Source organism: Microcoleus sp. CAWBG27 (assembly GCF_020883145.1).
Lineage (GTDB): Bacteria > Cyanobacteriota > Cyanobacteriia > Cyanobacteriales > Microcoleaceae > Microcoleus.
In genome coordinates, this window is sequence record NZ_JAHREU010000100.1 from 1 (window position 1) to 17,372 (window position 17,372).

Consider the following 17,372-nt stretch of genomic DNA (forward strand, 5'->3'; position numbering starts at 1 on the left):
CTGCATTGGACACAAATGTGATTTTGTTTTCCTTTCTTCTTGCCGTTTTTACGGATATGGGTTGATTTACATTCAGGGCATTGCATAAATTATTCCTCCTATTCATACTCTAACTCAGCAACGCCTTTTATGATTATCGCACTTTTATTCCTGCTTGACAGACTCCGCCAACCGCTTCGCATTCTCCCGCCGATAAACATTAATCGGACTGTTGCGAATATCAGCTTCTACGATCGCAATTAGTTCATCTAAACTGAGAGTCAGAGCGTCTAGCCGCAGACAGACACCTCGCAGATTTCTCACAGTCTTTTCAATTATTTCCGGATCGGGGAGTTTCGGTTTTTCACTCATGGCAGGTTAAAATCTCTTTTCGCTTCCCGGATAGTGGCCTCGACGGCATAGCAGAAGAAAACTATCTAAAAATTTGCCATATCTGCTGTGTTGACAACCAAATTACAGCGATCGCTCCCAAGTATAATGTCACAATATCAAAACCTAAAAGGGTTTCCAATTCTTTCACAGTAATGGCTCGGTATATCAAGCTACAACTTGATATAATCGCTGTTGTAGCCAAAGCTAAATTCATAAAGTCTGCCAACTTGAAAACAATAGGTCTACGGCGAACATATAACGAACTGATACCTAAAACTATGGTCACAAATGTTAAACAAGCCCAGCTAGAGACTAAAATTTGGTTCTGACTCATTTAACATCCCTACTATCTTCTGTCCGATCGGACGATCGAGAATTTCTCCCGTACCACAATCCAAGGGCAGCACCAGCTAAAGCACCGGGTACAGCACCAGGTATTCCAACCACCATATTTCCGATTAAAGCACCGCCTGATGCCCCAACAATCATCTGATTTCCAATGGTCTGAATAAGTTTTTGTCTGTTCTCCGTTTTATCATCTGAAATAGTCCCTAATTCTTGACAAATCGCTTTCATTGCTGCTTCAACTTCTGCATCTTCATACTCTGAATCTGCATCTTCATGCTCTGAAATAGTCCCTAATTCTTGACAAATCGCTTTCATTTCGGCTGCAAATTCTGCATCTTCATACATTGCCACTTGTAAATATACAGCAACTTGCTGCAAGTCAGACTTTGAACCATGTTCAGCAGCAAATATAGCACTTCCTGCTTTTGGGTTTTCTTTTAACTTATCGGTAATCCTTTGACGCAACCGACTTATCGTAAGGTTTTGGCTTTCGGTGAGTTCACCCACAGCAACTTTAGGATCAGAGGGGAAACCCCATAAGACGAGGTTAATGGCGATTAAATTCAATGATTCCATAAAATTTATAACTTTTAACACAATTTTGTCTACTTCTATTGTACAAAATTCCACAATAAAATTCAAAAAATCCCCCGCCCGAAGGCAGGGGATTTGATTTAATTACCTACAAAACCAGAGTTCGGAATTACCCGAATTTCCCGGCCGTCGAGGCAATTACAAAGGCTGCGTAAGTGAAGACGTTGCCCACCGTAAAGTGAACTAAGCCAACCAAACGACCTTGTACAATGGACAAAGCAACAGGCTTGTCTTTCCAGCGAACCAAGTTGGCCAAAGGAGTGCGCTCGTGAGCCCAAACCAAGGTTTCGATCAACTCTTGCCAGTAACCTCTCCAAGAGATCAGGAACATGAAACCAGTTGCCCAAACGAGGTGTCCGAATAAGAATATCCAGGCCCAGACAGACAGGTTGTTAGTACCATACGGGTTGTAACCGTTGATCAACTGAGAAGAATACAGCCAGAGGTAATCGCGGAACCAGCCCATCAGGTAGGTAGAAGACTCATTGAACTGAGCCACGTTACCTTGCCAGATGCCCAGGTGCTTCCAGTGCCAGTAGAACGTTACCCAAGCTAGGGTGTTCAACATCCAGAAGACAGACAGGTACATGGCATCCCAAGCAGAGACATCGCAGGTACCGCCACGGCCGGGGCCGTCGCAAGGGAAAGCATAACCGAAGTCTTTTTTGTCCGGCATCAGCTTAGAACCGCGTGCATCCAGAGCGCCCTTGACCAAGATCAAGGTGGTGGTGTGCAAGCCGAGTGCGATCGCGTGGTGAACCAAGAAATCGCCAGGTCCGATCGCCAAGAACAGAGAATTGGTGCTGCTGTTGATTCCTTCCAACCAGCCTGGGAGCCATGCGTTGCCGTAGTTTGGCCAAGCAGTCGCCGCAATGCTGTCAGGATTGGAAAGAAACACGTCCATGCCGTACAGAGCCTTCCCGTGAGCAGCTTGGATGAACTGTGCGAACACTGGTTCAATCAAGATTTGCTTTTCAGGAGTTCCGAAAGCGACTACAACGTCGTTGTGAACGTACAAGCCGAGAGTGTGGAAGCCCAAGAACAGCGACACCCAGCTCAAGTGAGAGATAATCGCTTCTTTGTGCTGCAACACGCGATCGAGCACGTTGCCTTTGTTAGCTTCAGGATCGTAGTCCCGCACCAAGAAGATAGCTCCGTGGGCGAAAGCGCCGACCATGATGAAACCAGCAATGTATTGGTGGTGCGTGTACAACGCAGCCATTGTCGTATGATCCTGCGCTATGAAAGCGTAAGGAGGCATTGCGTACATATGCTGTGCCACCAAGGATGTAATGACACCCAAAGCAGCTAGGTGAAATCCGAGTTGGAAGTGCAACGAGTTGTTATAGGTTTCGTACAACCCTTGGTGAGGCAAGTTAAAGGGGCCTTCACTTTTGCCACCGACCAAACCAGCCTTAGAATCCATCATCTCTTTGATGCTGTGGCCGATACCGAAGTTAGTCCGGTACATATGACCGGCAACGATAAACAGAACTGCGATCGCCAAGTGGTGGTGAGCAATGTCTGTGAGCCACAGGGATTCTGTTTGAGGGTGGAAGCCACCCAAGAAAGTCAGAATTGCAGTTCCCGCGCCTTGGGAAGTACCGAAGACATGGCTCGCTGCATCTGGGTTCTCGGCGTAAACGCCCCAGTTACCAGTGAAGAACGGAGCCAAACCAGCCGGGTGAGGCGGGGTAGACAGGAAGTTGTCCCAACCTACGTGCTGTCCGCGAGATTCGGGGATAGCAACGTGAACCATGTGACCAGTCCAAGCCAAAGAGCTGACACCGAACAAACCAGCCAAGTGGTGGTTGAGGCGAGATTCAGCATTTTTGAACCAAGACAAGCTCGGGCGGTACTTCGGCTGGAGGTGCAACCAACCTGCGAACAGCATGACAGAAGCCAACAGTAGCAAGAAGATAGCTCCTTGATACAAGTCGCCATTTGTCCGAACCCCTTGGGTATACCACCAGTGGTAAACACCAGAGTAGGAAATGTCCACTGGGTTAGAAGCGCCCGCTTGAGTGAAAGCTTCTACTGCTGGAGCACCGAATTGAGGGTCCCAAATCGCGTGAGCGATCGGGCGGACGTTTAGAGGGTCTTTAATCCACTGTTCAAAGTTACCTTGCCATGCTACGTGGAACAGGCTGCCCGAAGTCCACAAGAAAATGATTGCTAGGTGGCCGAAGTGAGAAGCAAAAATCTTTTGGTAAAGATTTTCTTCGGTCATGCCATCGTGGCTTTCAAAGTCGTGCGCTGTGGCAATCCCGTACCAGATCCGCCGTGTGGTCGGGTCTTGGGCAAGGTCTTGGCTAAATTTTGGAAATTTCGTTGCCATAAGCCTTGATTAATCCTGAATCCTGAACGTTGAAGAGGTTCGGTTCCGAGGTTTGGATTCTGGGTTTGAGATTGCTCCCAAATCCTGAATCCAAAACCTAAAGGTAGTTTACCCTACCGAGATGATTCGCGCTAGGAAAAATGCCCACGTAGTGACAATTCCTCCCAGGAGGTAGTGAGCTACACCCACTGCCCGACCTTGAGTAATGCTCAGAGCGCGAGGCTGAATCGAAGGAGCTACCTTGAGCTTGTTGTGAGCCCAAACAATGGACTCAATCAGTTCTTGCCAGTAGCCGCGGCCGCTGAACAGGAACATCAAGCTGAAGGCGAACACGAAGTGTCCAGCTAGGAACATCAGACCGTAGGCCGACAGTGCCGAACCGTAGGACTGAATTACCTGAGAAGCTTGCGCCCACAAGAAGTCCCGCAGCCAGCCGTTAATCGTGATCGCACTTTGTGCGAAGTTGCCGCCGGTGATGTGAGAAATTGTGCCGTCTGGCGATACTGTTCCCCACACGTCCGACTGCATTTTCCAGCTAAAGTGGAAAATCACGATCGAGATGCAGTTGTACATCCAGAACAAGCCGAGGAACACGTGATCCCAACCAGAAACTTGGCAGGTACCGCCACGGCCTGGGCCGTCGCAAGGGAACCGGAAGCCTAAGCTGCCTTTGTCAGGAACCAAGCGAGAACTGCGTGCGAACAACACGCCTTTCAAAAGAATCAGAACTGTAACGTGAATGGTGAAAGCGTGGATGTGGTGGATCATGAAATCCGCCGTACCCAACTCGATCGGCATCATCGCTATTTTGCCACCGACTGCTACTGCACCGCCACCAAAAGCATGGCTGACGATTTCCATAGCATTAGGCGCTGTGTTACCTGGTGCCAAAGCGTGGATATTTTGTACCCATTGGGCAAATATCGGACGCAATTGGATGCCCGTATCTGAGAACAAATCTTGAGGACGGCCGAAAGCCCGCATTGTATCGTTGTGAACGTACAAACCGAAGCTGTGGAAGCCCAAGAATATGCAAACCCAGTTAAGGTGAGAGATGATTGCATCTCTATGGCGGAGTACGCGGTCGAGCAAGTTATTAACGTGCTGAGCCGGATTGTAATCCCGCACCATGAAAATTGCTGCGTGAGCTGCTGCTCCAACAATCAGGAATCCGCCGATCCACATGTGGTGGGTGAACAGGGATAGCTGAGTCGGGTAGTCAGTCGCGATGTACGGATACGGAGGCATCGCGTACATGTGGTGAGCCACGATGATGCTGATAGAGCCCATCCAGGCCAAGTTCCACGACAGTTGAGCGTGCCAAGACTGCGTGAAGATTTCGTACATCCCCTTGTGGCCTTCGCCAGTGAAGGGGCCTTTGTGAGCTTCCAGAACTTCTTTGAAGCTGTGGCCAATGCCCCAGTTCGTGCGATAGAAGTGTCCGGCGACGATGAACAGCACTGCCAAAGCTAAGTGGTGGTGCGCTGTATCGGTCAGCCACAGACCGCCCGTGGTGGGGTTCAGACCGCCTTTGAAGGTCAGGAAGTCTGTGTATGCGCCCCAGTTGAGGGTGAAGAAGGGCGTTAGACCTTTAGCGAAGCTTGGGTAGATGTCTGCCATCAAGCTCGGTGAGAAAAGCCACTCGTGTGGCAGCGGGATATCGGCAACTGTTTTGATCAGTTTGCCGCCGACTGTCAACGGTGCGCCTGCATCAATCGCGTCCATGCAAGCGTTAATCGGCAGAGCTACGTGAATTTGCTGACCTGCGAAGCCCAAGCAACCGCAGCCTAGCAAACCTGCCAAGTGGTGGTTCATCATCGATTCCACGTTCTGGAACCATTCCAGTTTCGGAGCGCGGACGTGATAGTGGAACCAACCGGCAAACAGCATCAGAGCTGCCATTACCAATGCGCCGATCGCAGTGCAATATAGCTGGTATGAGTTAGTGATGCCGTTGGCGCGCCACAGTTGGAACAAACCAGAGGTGATCTGAATCCCGTGAAAGCCGCCGCCTACATCTGCATTTAAAATTTCTTGACCAAAAATCGGCCAAACCACTTGAGCGCTGGGCTTGATGGCTGTAGGATTTGTCAGCCAAGCTTCGTAGTTGGAGAATTTAGCGCCGTGGAAATATGCGCCGCTCAACCATACGAAAATTACTGCCAAGTGGCCGAAGTGAGCGCTAAAGATTTTGCGCGAAACGTCTTCTAAATCACTTGTATGACTGTCGAAGTCGTGAGCGTTAGCGTGGAGGTTCCAAATCCAAGTGGTGGTTTTTGGCCCCTTAGCTAGAGTGCGATCGAAATGACCTGGTTTTGACCACTTCTCGAAGGAAGTTGGAACCGGATCTTTATCGACTACTACTCTAACTTTTACCTCTCGCTCTGGAGGACTAATGGTCATGAAGACTCTCCTCTCGATAAGACAAGGAACGAGAACTGAATACTGTATCTGACACTCCCCACGCTTAATTAGGCGGGGGATTCTCGGTTCCCCGAAACAGCTTGCACTTCGCTCTTTGCAGAGTTACACGCAGGTGGATCGTCTCCCCAAGCATTTTGCTTCTTTGTAAAGAAGCCAGTTCCCCAGTGTCGCTAACAATGTCCCTGGGTACTGCCAACTCTTCTCGCCAGAGCTGCCGATCGCCTCCTGGATTCAGGTTTGATACGGCTGCTCCTTTTGAGGGAGTTTTATGAATTATAAGCCTGCTAGAGAAGTATTAATCGCTTGTTAACAATACTTAAAAAAGCCTCAATTCTTGATGCAATCACCCCCTTTAATTTCCACAGCCCCTCAAAAAAGTCAAGGGGTATTGCCATTAAGTTTACAAAACTCAAAGATAAGGCAATTGAGGAATACTCATTTATCAGAAAAATGGGTCTAAAACCCCGTCCTTCGAGGACGGCTTTTGGTACAATTAAATTGGTCGATGACCCACCCGTGACGATGGATCAGATAGCTCGGGCGGGCGAAGTCCAGCAAGCGTACTGGCGGCGCAGCAAAATCGGTAGACCGGGAAAAGCACTCTGGGGCAATGGTAAAACATCCCGCTCGTGACACAAACAAAACAGAAATCTTGAGATTTCGACACATCAGAACCGCGCTGGACTAGCGGGAATAGTCTGTGGAGCGACCGTAAGACCCCATGAGAGCAAATCTCGCAAGGCTGGTGCTATGAAGCAGAAACCCAAATAGTGATGTTTGGGAATCACCGTGGGTTTACCCCGGTGAGGATGTCAAAGAGAGATGTTTGACAAATAGTCGGGAACTCCCCCACCTCTGGTAATGAAGCAAGAGCGAAGCAAATTGCGGAATGGCTCATGTGGGGGATGAAAGACGCGACTGTTGCAGCGATAGCTGCAACAGCCAATTGAGAGTATAATTGAGTTGGTCGTTGACCCACCCGCATGGCTGACCACAAAAGGCTTTTAGCCTGGGAACTAGCATGAGAAACGGGGAAAGAACAAATCCGCTGGCTGACCACTGTCGTAAGTCCTTGATGCGTTGTACGAATAGAAATCAAACAATCTCAGGAAGTGGGATTGCTGCCTGTGGAGGCTGTGTAAGACCAACGCTATGACGGCATAGTAGAGGCAACGGCTGTTGAGACGGGAAACTCCGAAGACGAATAAGACCGTCCTTGTTAGCTCCGGTTGGAAGCCCCAACTTCAGCGAAGCAAGTTGGGGTACTTCACGAAAACGGCTGGGGCAGTTATTAGTGGGATCGGATTGGTTGCGTGCACAGCCTGAATCCGGGGCACAGGGGGCCCTGAATTGCCGATCGGCAATTCGGCAATACTAAATTCAGTTTTGGGCTATAGTTCCCTATGAGAAGGCTTCTAGGAGTATAGTTGCGTGATTGGCATCAATTGGCAGAGAACGGTTGCAGGCAGGTTGCTGGCCTTGTTTGCAGCAGCAGTATTGATTTTGGGTGTAGCAAGTTGTGGTGCGGGCGATCCCTCCACGCCCAAATCAGGAAACAAGAGCGGCTCAGCTACCGCCGAGGTAAACAGAATCTCAGAGGCTTCTCCCCCAGAAGCCATTCAACAACTGCGTCAGGCTCTAGAAATTTACCAGCCTCAAATAAGTATTTTGAATCCAAAACCTGACGAAGTGCTTCAGGATATAAATGTGTCTGTTAAGTTCCAAGTCCAGGACTTCCCCATTTTCAAAGAAGCAAACTTGGGTTTGGGGCCCCACCTGCAAGTTTTATTAGACAACCAACCTTATGCAGCAGTTTACGACATCAACCAAACTTTAACGCTCTCCAACTTAGAACCCGGAACCCATACCCTGCGGGTGTTCGCAGCTCGACCTTGGGAAGAAAGCTTTAAAAACGAAGGTGCTTTGGCCCAAACCACCTTTCACATTTTTACCAAAACACAGGACAACAATCCCGATCGCACATTGCCCCTATTAACGTACAACAGCCCGCAAGGCAGTTACGGGGTAGAACCCATCCTGCTCGATTTTTACTTGACAAATGCGCCTTTGCACCAAGTGGCTCAAGCAAATTCCCAAGATGACATACTCGATTGGAAAATTCGAGCCACAGTGAACGGGGAAAGTTTCGCGATCGACCAATTGCAACCTATATATCTTAAAGGATTCAAACCCGGGAAAAACTGGGTACAGCTAGAGTTAATCGACGAACGGGGAAATAGCGTCAAAAACGCCTTTAATAATACAGTCAGACTGATAGATTACCAACCCCAGGGGCAAGATACTCTTTCTAAATTAGTGCGCGGGGAACTAACAGTAGCAGATACTCGCGGTATAGTCGATCGCACCTACCAAGTACCCAAGCCCACACCAACCCCAACCCCAACACCCGAACCCACACCGACACCTGCATTAGAAAAAACACCAGTAGCCGAACCCTCACCAGCGGTTCCAGAAACCCCAGCTACCGAGCCGAGCTTAGAGCCAAAAGTTGCTCCCGTTCAACAAATAGAACCGACACCGACAGCAACCCCCCAACTCGAAGCACCAAAACTTGTAGAACCACTTCAAGTCATAGAACCGACACCGACACCAACAGCAACCCCACAGCTAGAAACCCCCAAAGTTGTGGAACCAGTTCAAGTCATAGAACCCAAACCCATAGCAACTCCACAGTTAGAAACCCCCAAAGTTGTTGTACCCGTTAAAATAATAGAGCCGAAACCAACACCATCTCCCCAAACACAGAAACAGGAATACAAAGGATACTACAATCGGTTTCGCAACTTTTTGAATCAAGTTACCGAACCTGCCAATCCTTCAGTACCCCCAACCCTGCCAGAAATAACAGACAAAGCTCCTGTACCTAAAGCAGTCACTCCTGCGATACCAGAGGCATCTCCCAATTTGGTAGCACCAGCGCCCTCGGTTGGCCTTCCCCAAAGCGCAGAATTAACAGTTCCCGAAACAACAGTTTCAGAACCAGAAAACACACCAAAATCAGAACAAGAACCAGTTCCCGAAACAACAGTTTCAGAACCAGAAAACACACCAAAATCAGAACAAGAACCAGTTCCCGAAACAACAGTTTCAGAACCAGAAAACACACCAAAATCAGAACAAAAAGTCGAATTTGAAACCTAAAAGATATTTCTGAATTCATCTGCGTACCCTTCGGGAAGGCTTCGCCTACATCAGCCTAAATTCGCCTACATCTGCGGTCAAAAAACACAGGAAAATTGAAAATGACCTATCTCGAAACAGCAGCCAAATTTTATAGCGACGTTGCCGAAACCCCCCAAATCGGGCTGTGCTGCGTCCAAAGCAGTCCCTTGCAACTGCCAGGATTAAAAATTCCCGAACAAATGCAAGAAATGAACTACGGCTGCGGCACAACCGTTCACGCCGCCGAACTTGTCGGAAATCCAGTCGTGCTTTATGTCGGCGTCGGCGGCGGATTGGAAGCACTGCAATTTGCTTATTTTTCTAGGCACAATGGATCGGTTATTGCCGTCGATCCGGTTGCAGCAATGCGAGAAGCGGCTGCACGCAACTTGCAAATTGCCGCCCACGAAAATGAATGGTTTGATGCTAGTTTTGTCGAAATTTGTGAAGGCGATGCTTTTGCGTTGCCGATGCCGGATGCTTCTGTCGATGTTGTCGCACAAAATTGCTTGTTTAATATCTTTGAACCTGCGGATTTAGCCAAGGCATTAAAAGAGACTTATCGGGTTTTGAAGCCAGGGGGCAGATTGTTGATGAGCGATCCGATCGCAACTCGCACAATTCCCCAGCATTTGAAGGAGGACGATCGCCTGCGCGCCTTGTGTTTGTCCGGTGCTCTGACATACGCAGAATACGTTCAACACCTTGTAGACGTGGGCTTTGGGCAAGTGGAAGTGCGGGCGCGCCGTCCTTACAGATTGCTCGACAAACACAATTACAAATTGGATGCGGATCTGCTGTTAGAAAGCCTGGATACAGTTTCCTTTAAAGTGGACATTCCCCCGGATGGCGCTTGCATTTTCACTGGCAAGACGGCGATTTATGCGGGCTCTGAGGAGCTATTTGACGACGGGGCTGGTCACGTTTTGCAGCGGGGAGTTCCGGCGGCGGTGTGCGATAAAACTGCTGGGAATTTGGGCGGATTGATGCCGGATAAGGTGTTGATTACTGATTCGACTTGGCACTATAACGGCGGCGGTTGCTGTTAAATTTATTTCGGAATGGGGAGGTAGCGTTCACCGCAGAGATATAGCGGTTCTCAAAAAAGTGAGGTATGCCCACGGAGGCCACGGAGGCCGCGGAACCCACGGAGGCCTATCCCCATGAGTACCTCATCTTTTTGAGAAAGGCTATAGCTGCCTCTTTCAACTCTTTATGGTGTATGGGTTATTTGGGAAAATAATTGCAGGGAAAAGCAAGCATAAAATTTAGGAGAAGCAAGAGACGCCAATTGCTGAAGTTGGTTGACAAGCGATTCCTAATACTATAGTATTCGAGCATGACATATAAGACTATTGACTTATTTTCTGGTGCGGGTGGCTTGACTACAGGATTTCATCTGGCTGGTTTTGAATCTTTATGTGCGATCGAGGTGGATGCGAAAGCCCTAGCCACCTATAAGCACAATTACCCAAACACCAAAATTGTTCATCAGGATATACGCGAGCTCAATCCTTTGGATTTGCGATTGTGTTTGGGTTTGCAGAGGGAGGAACTAACAGCGTTGATAGGCGGCCCCCCATGCCAAGGATTTTCAAGAAATATTCCTGCTGACTATCGCTACCTCAGCGACTCTCGCAATCAGTTATATCGGACATTTTTAGAATTCGTACAGGAATTTAGACCCCTTTACGTTGTTATGGAGAACGTACCTGAAATCTTGAAAGCTTATGGTGGTGTAGTTAAGAATGAAATTATACAGCAACTTGAGTCGCAAGGTTATAAAGTCACTTATGGATCGCTAAACTCCGCGCATTATGGAGTACCGCAGACGAGATCGAGAGCTTTTTTCCTGGCTAGTTTAGATAAACCGCTTCAATTCCCTGAAGCTACACACGCTGGTGAGATTAGAAGTGATTATAGATCTGCGAAATCTTGCTACCAACTTAGTCTCCTAACATCAAACATTTCTTCAGTCGTCACAGTTAGAGATGCGATTGGAGATTTGCCGTCATTGAACGCAGGAGAGGAATATAATGCTGAAGTTTATCCTTTTCCAGCCCAAACTGCGTACCAAGCAATGATACGTAATGGAAGTACGAAACTTTTCAATCACGTTGCTCGTGCTTTGAGTCCCATTCAAATGTCAAGAGTGCGTCTTCTTAGAGAAGGGCAAGATGCTAGAGATTTGCCACCTGAATTAGCTCCTAAAAAGCACTATAGCGGTGCCTATGGAAGGCTTTACTGGGATAAGCCAGCAAGAACTATCACAAGATGGGTTTTCCATCCAGGATCGGGCAGGTTTTTTCATCCAACCCAAAATCGGACAATTACAATCCGTGAAGCTGCAAGATTGCATTCTTACCCAGATAACTTTCACTTTCTGGGAACGTACACTGATATGGCTTCTCAAATAGGAGAATCAGTACCCCCACTTCTAGGTAAAGCAATAGCTGCATCTATTCTCCAAGTTCACTGTCAAAAGACTGTGTACTGAGTTGATCTTGCAAAGCTGAGAGAACCGTCTGCACATATCGATCAAGTGTAAGACGAGTTCGCTCAACCTTGATGCGAACGGCTTCTGGAGGAATGGTTCTAGCTTTGAAAAGTTGCTTTTGATTTTTGTACCAAACTAACTCTGGCTTACCTGCAATACTGCCTTGTAGTCCTGCTCCTGATTTTCCAGTATTTCTATCAACTGTCCAAGCCCAAGAAAAAGTATTTGGGTCAAGTACACTAAGAGAGAATTCACAGTAGACATATTCATACCCTCTAATGGTTTTCAATAGTATGGCTTCATAGCTATTCGTAATGTTCTGTGCTGCCTGACTTGATATAATTTTCTCGTTCCAATGCTGAACAATAGCCGCTCCTAGTTCAGCAGGTGAGGATTTTTCAGTCAGACCAGGAAAACCAAGTTGGGCGGCTTTTTTGATAACATCTGCTCTCTGAATGACAAACCAAAATGTATTGACAACCGTAAGACTATTCAGTTGAAGAGATTTGAGTGACCAACCAGTTGCAGTGGTGGTGTCAACAGCATCATAGAGGAGTTTGCTACGTCCTAATGCTGGATCTGATAAAGGAATATCCTTGACATAATGAAAAATTGCTTCCCAAGTATAATCCTCTATCGATCCGATAACTGGAGATGCAATGGTAGCAATAATGGCTTCCCTCAATCTTTCAATCTCGTTTTCCGTCAGCACTCAATAGTTCCTCTACAACTCGTAAAAACTCACCCATTGTTATGTCCAAAGCATTTGTAATGTGACTCAGAACTCTAACAGATGGACTTTTCAGTCCTCGCTCAAGCTGGCTGATATAGGTTCTGTGCAGACCTGTGACTTCTGCTAGATATTCTTGTGACCAACGTTTCTCTATTCGACGACGCTGTATTTCTAATCCTAATATTTGGTCGAGTTTGCTAGGCTGCATAAATAGAGATATTAAGGTTTTGAATACCAAAGTTCTACAGACTAAAGTATTCAAACTAACAAGACGATCGCCCCCCTCGCCCCCATCTTGTGACACAGGCATCTTGCCTGTGGCCAAAAACCCAGCTTTAACCAGCTTTTCCCCCATCTGGCGAAACTTCCCGCTAAATTAAAGGAGTGTAAAAATTACTCAGGCCCTACCAAGGAGATATCCATGCCTCGCGTCAGAGCACCAGAATTCCCCGTAAAGTACCCCTGGCTGAACACCGAAAAACCTTTATCCATTGAATCCTTAAAAGGGCGCGTCGTCATTCTCGACTTCTGGACGTACTGCTGCATCAACTGTCTGCACGTCCTCCCAGACTTAAAATACCTGGAACAAAAATATAAAGATTCCCTGACTGTCATCGGGGTTCACTCGGCTAAATTTGAAAACGAAAAAGATGTAGAAAATATCCGCCAAGCTATCCTCCGCTACGATATCGAACATCCCGTAATCGTAGACAGCGGCATGAAAGTTTGGCAAAGCTACGCCGTTCGCGCTTGGCCGACTTTAATGGTGATCGATCCAGAAAGTTATGTCGTCGGCTTTGTTTCTGGCGAAGGCAATAGAGAAGCACTTGACCAGTTAGTTGGTAAGTTAATTGCTGAATACAAAGATAAAAATGCGATCGACTTTAGGGAACTTCGCTTCAGTTTAGAAAAACAGCGCAAACCTGTATCAACTCCCCTGGCTTTTCCTGGTAAAGTGCTGGCATTTGCGATCGCGCCAACGGAGGCAAAACAGCTTCACCAACATGAGGCGCTGTTGGGCGAAATGACTGAGGACAATGAATCTGTAGATGAAACTGTACTGCCGGGGCCTGCTAATTCAGTTATACAAAACTTGGTCGGTTCTTGCTTGTTTGTTGCCGATTCGGGACACAATCGAATTGTTGTCAGCACTACTGAAGGTGAGGTGCTGCACGTCATTGGTACTGGGAAACCGGGTTTGACTGATGGCAACTTTGAAGAAGCTGAGTTTTTTGCCCCTCAAGGTATGGCTTTTGATGCAGAAACTCAAATTCTCTATGTTGCTGATACGGAAAATCACGCTATCAGAACGATCGACTTTACGACTCAACGGGTGGAAACTGTTGCTGGTACTGGCGAACAAAGTCACGAAATTGCACCTCGCAGCGGCAAGGCTTTAGAAACGGCATTGAATTCGCCTTGGGATTTAGAAAGAGTTGGCGATCGACTTTTTATCGCCATGGCGGGTTCGCACCAAATTTGGGAGATGCAGTTAGATACTGGTACGATCGCCACTTATGCGGGTATTGGTCGAGAATCCTGTGTTGACGGTAGTCTGGCGGAATCTGCTTTTTCTCAGCCCAGCGGCCTGTCTACGGATCGATCGGAGTTGTTTGTCGCTGACAGCGAAATTAGTTCGATCCGCGCCGTCGGTATCGATGAAGACCCGAAGGTACGCACTGTCTGCGGTAGCGGTGAATTGTTTGGTTTTGGGGATAAAGATGGTCGCGGTGAGGAGGTGAGGTTGCAGCACTGTTTGGGTGTTGAATACGCTCAAAATTACCTCTGGGTTGCTGATACTTACAATCACAAAATTAAGCGAATCGACCACCGGGGCGGTACTTGCATGACGATGATTGGAGATGGTACGGCGGGTTTGGTAGATGCTAAAGGTCTCAAGGCTCGATTTTTTGAACCTTCAGGCTTGAGCGCGATCGGGTCTCATTTGTTTGTTGCTGATACGAACAATCACGTGATTCGGCGAATTGAGTTGGATACTTTGGAGGTCACAACTTTGGATTTTCAGAGTTTGTGTGCGCCGGATGTTTGTCTCCCTGATTGATCCGAAATGTTGATAATAGACCTCTTGCAAAAAAAATCACGAGTTACAATTAAAGGTTTTGAGTTTTAGACCTGAGAGCTAACTCATAATTGTCAAGTGCCGATCTAACCTGCAATCTGCTCCACTTAAGCCAAACCCTAGCTCGTAGCATAAAATTATTTTGCAAGAGGTCTAATTATTTCAACAACTCAGAAACAGTTTTAAATTGATAACCTTTTGACTGCAAAGACTTGACAATTATCTCAGTTGCTAATACGGTTTTCGAGCGATCGCCCCCGCCATCGTGCATCACCACAATCGAACCCGATCGCACATTGTTAATCACCTGATTTGCGATATCCTCAGCCGTGTGTGTTTTCTCATAATCTTGAGAATCCACATCCCACATAATCAATTTTTTGTGCATTTGGGAAACCAAATAAGACAAACCTACAAATCTCCGCCCCCAAGGTGGCCGAAAAGTAATACTCTCTTGCTTAACGCCCAATTCCTGTAAAAGTTTGTCCGTTTTTTCGATCTCAGACAGCAAATATTCCCGGGGTTTAAACATCATATCTTTGTGTGAGTAGGAATGGTTTGCCAACTCATCGCCCCTCGCCACAATCATTTTCACAATTTCTGGATGTTTCTCAATATTGCGGCCGATTTCAAAAAAAGTTGCTTTAACTCGATAGCGGTCTAAGATATCTAAAAGTTGATTTGTATAGGGAGGATAGGGGCCGTCGTCGTAGGTAAGCGCCACCACTTTCTCTTGAGTGTCGGCGCGGTTGATGCCAAAATAATTGTGGAATTTAGTAACGTTAATCAGTAGCGATGCTGCAAAAAACAATGCTATTGTGAACAGCAGAAACTTTTGTAAATTTTTACCGATCCGCATAGCTGGATGAAAGCTCGATCGAGCATGAAAGTGGATTGATGTCAGATTACCACAATTTATGGCTGATGCCATAAGATCGATCGCCCTCCTCAACTCTGCAAAAAATAAGTACGTAGCTGCGCTTGGGCGATCTTTATATATCAAAGAGCGCCCAAGCGCAACAACGTACCTTTATTTAATGTGACAGTTGCGTCTTGGACTGCATAAGATCGGCATTGTCAACTCTGCAAAAAAATGCCGGCAATAGTGCCGACATATACCTGTTGTTGAGGTTCAACGCTAGAAGATGGAAGAGAATACGGGTCAAAAGTACGATCGCGCTTTTGAAGAGATTTGAAGAGAGATCCGCCTAGGCGGCAGCGCGATCGCAAATTCCCGCATTTCAAGCTATACCCTCCACCAATAAAGTAATCTTGTCAATTCCTACCACATAAACCAGCTCCCCGGGTTTAAAAGTTATGCCTTTATCGCACTTAGCGGGCCACCAACTACATTGAAAGCGGACGCGGCCACATTCACCCGGTCGAATTTCTTCTGCAACGATTGCTTCTTCAAAATAGTCAAAAAACATGATTGCTGCTCCTAAAAATGGGTTGGAATTGTTTTGAATGCGAACAGTTTCTGAGGTGTTCACCAATTAATTAAGCATTCATCAATCCCCAAATCCGCAAATCTCCCAATCTCAAATCGAAAATCGAAAATGGTATGACTCCCCACAGACAGATGCTTTGCAATTACCCTTCCACAATCAGAGTCACATTGTCAATGGCGATGACTCGAACCGCTTCTCCGGGTTTAAAAGTAATTTCTTGGTCAGATGTTGCAGGCCACCAACTGCTTTGAAAGCGCACGCGACCAGATTCTCCCGGACGAATTTCTTCTTCGACGATCGCTTTTTGGTCTGGGGCGATATCTTTTGGCGCTAGATGAGTATGGACTGTTTCTGCATCGCCGACAGCGGGTTTTTCCTCACCGGCCGCCGTCTCTTCTGCTACATCGGTGCTGGACTTTTCCGCACCGGAGACGGCTGATTTTGCTTGATTAACACTGTCCACTTTTTCCTCATCAGCGAAGGCTAAGATTCCTTCTTCTTCAATAAAGCTTGCTTCTTCGACATAGTTAGTAGACATGGCGGATGGCTCCTGAAGATAGGTTGTGTTTGACTTTTGGATGCAAAAAGCTCGCGCTTTTTCAGTTCGATTAAATGGTCAGATTTCTTATCCCAACAATTGCAAGCGGGAACTTAAATTCTGCCTTCTACAAACCGATACAAATCCTCAACTTGAGTCTGGCAGATCCTGATTTTAGACTGACTTTCAAGCTCTCAGATTTAATGAGAGTGTAAATCTAAAATCTAAAATCTAAAATCTAAAATCGACTGACTGCTCCCCACCTCAGAGTTTTTCCGAACTAAGCTTCAACTACTAGAGTAATGTTGTCAAGTCTCAGGACTCGAACCACAGCACCGGGTTTCAAAGTTATTTGTCGATCGCACTTCGCCGGCCACCAACTGCTCTGGAAGCGCACGCGACCGCATTGGTCGGGTCGAATTTCTTCTTCTACGATCGCTCTTTCCAAATCGCTGACAGTCATATTTTTGGCTCCCAATTTCAAATTCTTCGTAACCTTCAAAGGCGATAAACTTATAACCAGACTCGGTAAATCCTTAATTCCCAACTACGCTTCAACTATCAGAGTCATGTTCTCAAGTGCCAGGACACGAACCACTGCACCGGGTTTCAAAGTTATTTCTAGATCGCACTTGGCAGGCCACCAGGTGCTCTGGAATCGGACTCGACCGGATTCGCCCGGACGGATTTCGGCGTTGCTGAGTTAGAGTATGAATAGGAGGAATAATTTATGCAATGCCCTGAATGTAAATCAACCCATATCCGTAAAAACGGCAAGAAGAAAGGAAAACAAAATCACATTTGTGTCCAATGC

Annotated in this window: 16 protein-coding genes and 2 pseudogenes; 6 read left to right on the top strand and 12 right to left on the bottom strand. The window is 47.1% G+C overall.

The features are described from left to right. From QZ938_RS30755 to psaA, 5 genes and pseudogenes are all read right to left on the bottom strand, one after another. Positions 1 to 86, bottom strand: a pseudogene (locus tag QZ938_RS30755) (IS1 family transposase); the annotation flags it as partial. A gap of 58 nt (positions 87 to 144) precedes the next feature. Beyond that, entirely contained in the window at positions 145 to 351 is a 207-nt protein-coding gene (locus QZ938_RS30760; RefSeq protein ID WP_293355845.1) for a hypothetical protein, read from the bottom strand. A gap of 351 nt (positions 352 to 702) precedes the next feature. Beyond that, positions 703 to 1,362 carry a hypothetical protein gene (locus tag QZ938_RS30765; protein ID WP_293355842.1) on the bottom strand — a complete coding sequence of 220 codons (660 nt, stop codon included), beginning with the start codon at positions 1,360 to 1,362 and terminating at the stop codon, positions 703 to 705. 61 nt (positions 1,363 to 1,423) lie between these two features. Then, complete coding sequence (psaB, locus tag QZ938_RS30770) at positions 1,424 to 3,652, bottom strand: photosystem I core protein PsaB (RefSeq protein WP_293355839.1); 2,229 nt, start codon at positions 3,650 to 3,652, stop codon at positions 1,424 to 1,426. 108 nt (positions 3,653 to 3,760) lie between these two features. Next, positions 3,761 to 6,055 carry a photosystem I core protein PsaA gene (gene psaA, locus QZ938_RS30775; protein ID WP_293144803.1) on the bottom strand — a complete coding sequence of 765 codons (2,295 nt, stop codon included), beginning with the start codon at positions 6,053 to 6,055 and terminating at the stop codon, positions 3,761 to 3,763. Positions 6,056 to 6,526: 471 nt separating this feature from the next. On the opposite strand from psaA, the gene QZ938_RS30780 reads away from it, so the two are divergent. From QZ938_RS30780 to QZ938_RS30795, 4 genes are all read left to right on the top strand, one after another. Then, the gene (locus QZ938_RS30780; RefSeq protein ID WP_293144800.1) at positions 6,527 to 6,709 is read left to right on the top strand and encodes a hypothetical protein; all 183 of its coding nucleotides are present in this window, start codon (positions 6,527 to 6,529) and stop codon (positions 6,707 to 6,709) included. A 798-nt stretch (positions 6,710 to 7,507) separates the two neighbouring features. Further along, the gene (locus tag QZ938_RS30785; protein WP_293355836.1) at positions 7,508 to 9,238 is read left to right on the top strand and encodes a hypothetical protein; all 1,731 of its coding nucleotides are present in this window, start codon (positions 7,508 to 7,510) and stop codon (positions 9,236 to 9,238) included. Between the two features lie 101 nt (positions 9,239 to 9,339). Then, positions 9,340 to 10,308 (top strand): arsenosugar biosynthesis arsenite methyltransferase ArsM, encoded by a 969-nt coding sequence (gene arsM / locus QZ938_RS30790; RefSeq protein WP_293144794.1) that lies wholly within the window; start codon positions 9,340 to 9,342, stop codon positions 10,306 to 10,308. Between the two features lie 290 nt (positions 10,309 to 10,598). Beyond that, positions 10,599 to 11,756 (top strand): DNA cytosine methyltransferase, encoded by a 1,158-nt coding sequence (locus QZ938_RS30795; RefSeq protein ID WP_293355833.1) that lies wholly within the window; start codon positions 10,599 to 10,601, stop codon positions 11,754 to 11,756. Here QZ938_RS30795 and QZ938_RS30800 read toward each other — a convergent pair. Beyond that, the gene (locus QZ938_RS30800) at positions 11,719 to 12,468 is read right to left on the bottom strand and encodes a hypothetical protein (protein ID WP_293355830.1); all 750 of its coding nucleotides are present in this window, start codon (positions 12,466 to 12,468) and stop codon (positions 11,719 to 11,721) included. The two genes, QZ938_RS30795 and QZ938_RS30800, sit on opposite strands and share 38 nt — an antisense overlap. Further along, positions 12,446 to 12,844, bottom strand: a complete 399-nt coding sequence (locus tag QZ938_RS30805; protein ID WP_293144785.1) for a helix-turn-helix domain-containing protein — start codon at positions 12,842 to 12,844, stop codon at positions 12,446 to 12,448. The genes QZ938_RS30800 and QZ938_RS30805 overlap by 23 nt, the downstream gene beginning before the upstream one ends. Positions 12,845 to 12,910: 66 nt before the next feature. Between QZ938_RS30805 and QZ938_RS30810 the strand changes: the two genes are divergently transcribed. Then, the gene (locus QZ938_RS30810; RefSeq protein ID WP_293144782.1) at positions 12,911 to 14,551 is read left to right on the top strand and encodes a thioredoxin-like domain-containing protein; all 1,641 of its coding nucleotides are present in this window, start codon (positions 12,911 to 12,913) and stop codon (positions 14,549 to 14,551) included. Between the two features lie 175 nt (positions 14,552 to 14,726). Here QZ938_RS30810 and QZ938_RS30815 read toward each other — a convergent pair whose 3' ends face one another. From QZ938_RS30815 to QZ938_RS30835, 5 genes are all read right to left on the bottom strand, one after another. Next, complete coding sequence (locus QZ938_RS30815; RefSeq protein ID WP_293355827.1) at positions 14,727 to 15,500, bottom strand: polysaccharide deacetylase family protein; 774 nt, start codon at positions 15,498 to 15,500, stop codon at positions 14,727 to 14,729. 310 nt (positions 15,501 to 15,810) lie between these two features. Further along, positions 15,811 to 16,062, bottom strand: coding sequence for an NfeD family protein (locus QZ938_RS30820; protein ID WP_293355824.1), 252 nt, complete (start codon positions 16,060 to 16,062; stop codon positions 15,811 to 15,813). 100 nt (positions 16,063 to 16,162) lie between these two features. Beyond that, positions 16,163 to 16,558, bottom strand: coding sequence for an NfeD family protein (locus QZ938_RS30825; protein WP_293144776.1), 396 nt, complete (start codon positions 16,556 to 16,558; stop codon positions 16,163 to 16,165). 280 nt (positions 16,559 to 16,838) lie between these two features. Continuing rightward, complete coding sequence (locus QZ938_RS30830; protein WP_293355821.1) at positions 16,839 to 17,021, bottom strand: NfeD family protein; 183 nt, start codon at positions 17,019 to 17,021, stop codon at positions 16,839 to 16,841. Between the two features lie 84 nt (positions 17,022 to 17,105). Further along, positions 17,106 to 17,246 (bottom strand): NfeD family protein, encoded by a 141-nt coding sequence (locus tag QZ938_RS30835; protein WP_293355848.1) that lies wholly within the window; start codon positions 17,244 to 17,246, stop codon positions 17,106 to 17,108. Positions 17,247 to 17,288: 42 nt separating this feature from the next. Here QZ938_RS30835 and QZ938_RS30840 point away from each other — a divergent pair. Continuing rightward, positions 17,289 to 17,372: pseudogene (locus tag QZ938_RS30840) on the top strand (IS1 family transposase); the annotation flags it as partial.

Coding starts and splice junctions, on each gene's coding strand:
- QZ938_RS30760 (WP_293355845.1), bottom strand. CDS start 351: ATGAGTGAAAAACCGAAACTCCCCGATCCGGAAATAATTGAAAAGACT.
- psaB (WP_293355839.1), bottom strand. CDS start 3,652: ATGGCAACGAAATTTCCAAAATTTAGCCAAGACCTTGCCCAAGACCCG.
- psaA (WP_293144803.1), bottom strand. CDS start 6,055: ATGACCATTAGTCCTCCAGAGCGAGAGGTAAAAGTTAGAGTAGTAGTC.
- QZ938_RS30780 (WP_293144800.1), top strand. CDS start 6,527: ATGGGTCTAAAACCCCGTCCTTCGAGGACGGCTTTTGGTACAATTAAA.
- arsM (WP_293144794.1), top strand. CDS start 9,340: ATGACCTATCTCGAAACAGCAGCCAAATTTTATAGCGACGTTGCCGAA.
- QZ938_RS30795 (WP_293355833.1), top strand. CDS start 10,599: ATGACATATAAGACTATTGACTTATTTTCTGGTGCGGGTGGCTTGACT.
- QZ938_RS30805 (WP_293144785.1), bottom strand. CDS start 12,844: ATGGGGGAAAAGCTGGTTAAAGCTGGGTTTTTGGCCACAGGCAAGATG.
- QZ938_RS30810 (WP_293144782.1), top strand. CDS start 12,911: ATGCCTCGCGTCAGAGCACCAGAATTCCCCGTAAAGTACCCCTGGCTG.
- QZ938_RS30815 (WP_293355827.1), bottom strand. CDS start 15,500: ATGGCATCAGCCATAAATTGTGGTAATCTGACATCAATCCACTTTCAT.
- QZ938_RS30825 (WP_293144776.1), bottom strand. CDS start 16,558: ATGTCTACTAACTATGTCGAAGAAGCAAGCTTTATTGAAGAAGAAGGA.
- QZ938_RS30830 (WP_293355821.1), bottom strand. CDS start 17,021: ATGACTGTCAGCGATTTGGAAAGAGCGATCGTAGAAGAAGAAATTCGA.